The organism is Stenotrophomonas sp., assembly GCF_032056425.1.
Classification (GTDB): Bacteria; Pseudomonadota; Gammaproteobacteria; order Xanthomonadales; family Xanthomonadaceae; genus Stenotrophomonas.
Map to the genome: position 1 here is coordinate 1 of NZ_DAMBCN010000051.1, position 4,306 is coordinate 4,306.

The 4,306-nt window shown below is 67.2% G+C and carries 4 protein-coding genes; 2 read left to right on the top strand and 2 right to left on the bottom strand.

Going from position 1 to position 4,306, the window contains the following annotated elements; translation table 11 throughout:
- Positions 1-484 precede the first annotated feature (484 nt).
- The gene (locus tag RTY46_RS19060; RefSeq protein ID WP_312710361.1) at positions 485-1,468 is read right to left on the bottom strand and encodes a LysR family transcriptional regulator; all 984 of its coding nucleotides are present in this window, start codon (positions 1,466-1,468) and stop codon (positions 485-487) included.
- A 207-nt stretch (positions 1,469-1,675) separates the two neighbouring features.
- On the opposite strand from RTY46_RS19060, the gene cysK reads away from it, so the two are divergent.
- Together cysK and RTY46_RS19070 are read left to right on the top strand one after the other, a co-directional pair.
- Entirely contained in the window at positions 1,676-2,635 is a 960-nt protein-coding gene (gene cysK / locus RTY46_RS19065; RefSeq protein WP_108757031.1) for a cysteine synthase A, read from the top strand.
- A 211-nt stretch (positions 2,636-2,846) separates the two neighbouring features.
- Positions 2,847-3,443, top strand: coding sequence for an O-acetyl-ADP-ribose deacetylase (locus tag RTY46_RS19070; protein WP_312710353.1), 597 nt, complete (start codon positions 2,847-2,849; stop codon positions 3,441-3,443).
- A gap of 6 nt (positions 3,444-3,449) precedes the next feature.
- Here RTY46_RS19070 and RTY46_RS19075 read toward each other — a convergent pair.
- Positions 3,450-4,306, bottom strand: an 857-nt coding sequence (locus tag RTY46_RS19075) for an ABC transporter substrate-binding protein (RefSeq protein WP_312710355.1), incomplete at its 5' end; no start/stop codon positions are given.

Genomic DNA, 4,306 nt, shown 5'->3' on the forward strand with positions numbered 1-4,306 from the left:
ACCCCGCCTTCGACAGACTCCCGCGATCTGTCGGAACGGCGCGGGGTCGGATCCCGTTGCTGCGCAACGGGCTCCGACCCCGGATTCAATATTCGATTTCCATGGAAATTCATCCACGCATGGCGTGGATCTACTGGCCGCCGGCCAACTGTCGGAACGGCGCTCTGCCCCGGTAGGTGTCGACCTTGGTCGACACGGATGAATCCATTCGATATCTGACAAATGTGTCGACCAAGGTCGACACCTACCAGAGCAAAATGCGGTTCCGGCAGATCGCAGGAACCTGTCAGAGGCGGGGCGGTGTGGGTGGGCAGGACCGCAGGCGCCATGGATGGCGCCTACGAGCCCCCATGGACGGGTTTACGGCGTGTCCTGCCCACCCACACCGCCCCGCCATCCCACGGAATGCCGCTTTTGACGTTGAAGTTGACGTTGACGTTGACGTTGAGCGGGTGCAGGGCGCAGCCCTGCAATGCCCCAACCCTCAGACGGTGATGGTCTGGGTCAGCGATTCCCAGGTGGGTGGCTGCGGCCACGCGGCGGCCTGGTTGCCGTCCAGCACCCGGCGCAGGTCGCGCGGGTCGATCTGCGGCGCCAGCACGTGCACCAGTTCCAACGCGTAATCGCGCAGCACGCGATCGCGCGGCAGCACCGCCCAGGCAATGCACTCGGTGATCGGCGCCGGCGCCGGCCACGATTTCAGATCTTCGTCGTAGGCACTGACCGCCATCTCCGCCAGCAGGCCCACGCCCAGACCCGTGCGCACATACGTCTTGATCAGGTCGGCATCGAGCGCGGTCAGTGCCAGGTCGGGCACCAGACCCTGCGCGGCGAACGCACGCTGCAGCGATGAATTCGGTCGCGTGGACGATTCGTAACTGATCAACGGCTGCCGCGCCAACGCCGCCAGGTCCGGCGCGCGGCCGGCGCGGTCCAGCGGATGGCCCTTGGGCACCACCACCAGACGGCGCCAGCGGAACAACGGCACGGCAATGCCGTCGGTCGGCTCGCTGCCGGCAGTACTGATGATGGCGATGTCCGCATCACCCTGGTTGAGCCGGTCCAGCGCATCGGCTTCGCCGGCCTGCTGCAGATGCACGCTTACCTGCGGGTAGGCCTGCTTGATTGCCGCCACCGCCGGCGGCAGTACGAAGCGCGCCTGCGTGTGGGTGGTGGTCAGGATCAGCTGGCCCTGGCTTTCGCGGCGCTGGTTGGCCGCATAGGTACGGATGTTGTTGGCCTCAGACAGCACCGCACGGGCGCGGGTGATGACCTCGGTACCGGCCGGGGTGACCGATTCCAGGCTGCGCCCCTTGCGCACGAACAACAGGAAACCCAGCTCGTCTTCCAGCTGCTTGAGCTGCTTGGACAGGCCAGGCTGGGTCGCGTGCACGCGCGAGGCGGCGAGCGTGATGTTCAGCTCGGCATCGGCGATGGCAACCAGGTAGCGCAGCTGGGTGAGCGTCATGGCGGGCAGGCGGCGGGGGCGGAGGTCCACTCTAGGGTCAATTCCCGTCACCAGCTTATAACCAAACGTTGTTTAAGAAAGGTATCTGGTCATTTCCGGGTGTCATATGCCGGCGCTACGGTCAGCCGGCAGCCGCTGGCCTGGACGGCCAGCCCTCTCATCTTCCGCCCGCCGCAGCCCGGCGCGGCCTGCTTCTGGAGCGCTTCCATGGCCCTGTACGACTCCATCCTGGACACCATCGGCAACACCCCCATCGTCAAGCTGCAGCGCCTGGCGCCGCAGGGCGTGACCCTGTACGCCAAGGTCGAATCGTTCAATCCCGGCGGTTCGGTGAAGGACCGCCTGGCGCTGGCCATCATTCTGGACGCCGAAGCGCGCGGCCTGCTCAAGCCCGGCGACACCATCGTGGAGGCCACCTCGGGCAACACCGGCGTGGCCCTGGCCATGGTGGCCGCCGCACGCGGCTACAAGTTCGTGGCCACCATGGTGGAAACCTTCTCCATCGAACGCCGCAAGCTGATGCGCGCCTACGGTGCCAAGGTGATCCTGACCCCCGCCGCCGAACGCGGCAGCGGCATGGTGCGCAAGGCGCGCGAGCTGGCCGAACAGCATGGCTGGTTCCTGGCCAGCCAGTTCGCCAACCCGGCCAACCCGGCCTACCACCGCAACACCACTGCGGCAGAGATCCTGCGCGACTTCGCCGGCAAGCGCCTGGACTACTTCGTGAGTGGCTGGGGCACCGGCGGCACGCTCACCGGCGTGGGCGAAGTGCTGAAGGTGGCACGCCCGCAGACGCGCATCGTGGCCACCGAACCGGCCGGCGCCGCGTTGCTGAAAGGCGACGACTGGAAGCCGCACAAGATCCAGGGGTGGACCCCGGACTTCGTGCCCGATGTGCTGAACCGCGATGTGGTGGATGAACTGCTGACGGTCGAAGACGAGCGCGCGATCGCCACCGCGCGACGCCTGGCCGCCGAGGAGGGCCTGTTCGTGGGCATCTCGGCCGGCGCGACGGTGGCCAGTGCGCTGGATGTGGCCAGCCGCGCCGAAGCCGGCTCAGTGATCCTGGCCATGCTGCCGGACACCGGCGAGCGCTACTTCTCCACCCCGCTGTTTGCCGATGTGAACGAAGGGTCCGACGACGACTGGCTGGCCGGTCTGCCGTAACCGGGCACGGGGTCGGATCCCTTTCCCGCAGGGAAAGGGCTCTGACCCCTTTCTGCTTCAGCCTGCGTGAAGGTAATTACCGCCATCGTGCGTGAAGACCGGATCGCAGGTTGTGAGACGGTCATGACGCAGCATCCATGCCCTGTGCCCTACCGTGGGTACAGCCAGCGCGGAGGATGCGCGGAACAACCGACAGGCAGGAGACGGACGCATGAAGATCGAAGTGTGGCAGGGCGACATCACGACCCTGGCGGTGGATGCGATCGTCAACGCGGCCAATGAATCATTGCTGGGCGGAGGCGGTGTGGATGGTGCGATCCACCGCGCGGCAGGCCCGGGCCTGTTGCAGGAATGCGAGCAGCTGCCGCAGCTGCGCCCCGGCGTGCGCTGCCCCACCGGCGAAGTGCGCGCCACCGCCGGCCATGCACTACCGGCCAAGCACGTGCTGCACACCGTGGGCCCGGTCTGGCACGACGGCCAGCGCGACGAACCCGCGCTGCTGGCCAACTGCTACTGGAAATCGCTGCAGATGGCCGAATCGCTGGGCGTGCAGTCCATCGCGTTCCCGGCCATCAGCTGCGGCGTGTACGGCTACCCGCTGTACCAGGCCGCGCAGGTGGCCGTGACTGAAACACTGGCGTGGCAGCGCAGCCACGCACAGCCGATGCGCATCGTGCTGGTAGCCTTCAACACCGCCACCGCGAAGGCCTACCAGCAGGCGCTGGCCGCGGCCGGCCAGGCCGTGGAATCCGAACGCATCCTGCCACTACCACCGGTAGGCGATGCCGGCTTCGCCGCAGCACACTGAGCGCGACTAGCGCACCTTGATCTCGACCAGGCCGCTGGTTTCGCTCAGGTTGCTGACATCCACGGTGTAGTGACCCGCAGGCAGCGTTTCCTGCAGGCGCGCGTCGGTTCCGTTGCCACCGTCATCATCGCTGCGCTCGATCTCACCACCCACAAGGCGCAGCACGGTGTCGACCTGGCTGGACACCGCATCGAGCTGCACCTCGGCCGGCGCGTCCAGGGTCAGCAGGAAGCGCCGGCGGCCCTCGCCTTCCAGCAGGGTGTACACGCTGCCGTTGCGCGGCAGCGCGGTGCCATCGGTATCGACCAGGTTGTCCGGCATGGCACTGCGCGTGGCCTCCAGGCTGAAGGCGCCCTGGTCGCCCTCACCCAGCCCATGCACGGTGAGGGTGTACTCGCCGGGCTGCAGCGGCAGGGTCAGGCGCGAATCAGTGCCCTCGCCACCGTCATCGTTCTCGCTTTCCTGGCCGTTGCCCTTCAGCGACAGCACGGTATCGAACGCGTCCGAACGCAGCTGGATCTCGTACAGGCCTGGACTATCCACCTTCAGGGTGTAGTCCTGGCGTTCGTCCAACAGCAGGTCGTCGATGCGACCGGCCCCCACGATCGGCTTGCCGTCATACGGCACCAGCGCTTCGGCGCGCAGCCGGAACGGCCCGAACGCCTCGGGGCCATCGGCATTCACCGCCACCTGGTAGGTGCCGGCGCCGTCGGCGCGGAACGCCACTGAAACCTCGTCGCCACTTTCATAGCCGCTGCGGCTGCTGGCCACCAGCGTGCCGTTGTCGAACACGCTGATCGACCCGTTGAGGGTACCGGTCAGCTTGATGCCGACCCGCTGCCTGTCCTGCAGCGCCAGCGCGT

Coding starts and splice junctions, on each gene's coding strand:
- RTY46_RS19060 (WP_312710361.1), bottom strand. CDS start 1,468: ATGACGCTCACCCAGCTGCGCTACCTGGTTGCCATCGCCGATGCCGAG.
- cysK (WP_108757031.1), top strand. CDS start 1,676: ATGGCCCTGTACGACTCCATCCTGGACACCATCGGCAACACCCCCATC.
- RTY46_RS19070 (WP_312710353.1), top strand. CDS start 2,847: ATGAAGATCGAAGTGTGGCAGGGCGACATCACGACCCTGGCGGTGGAT.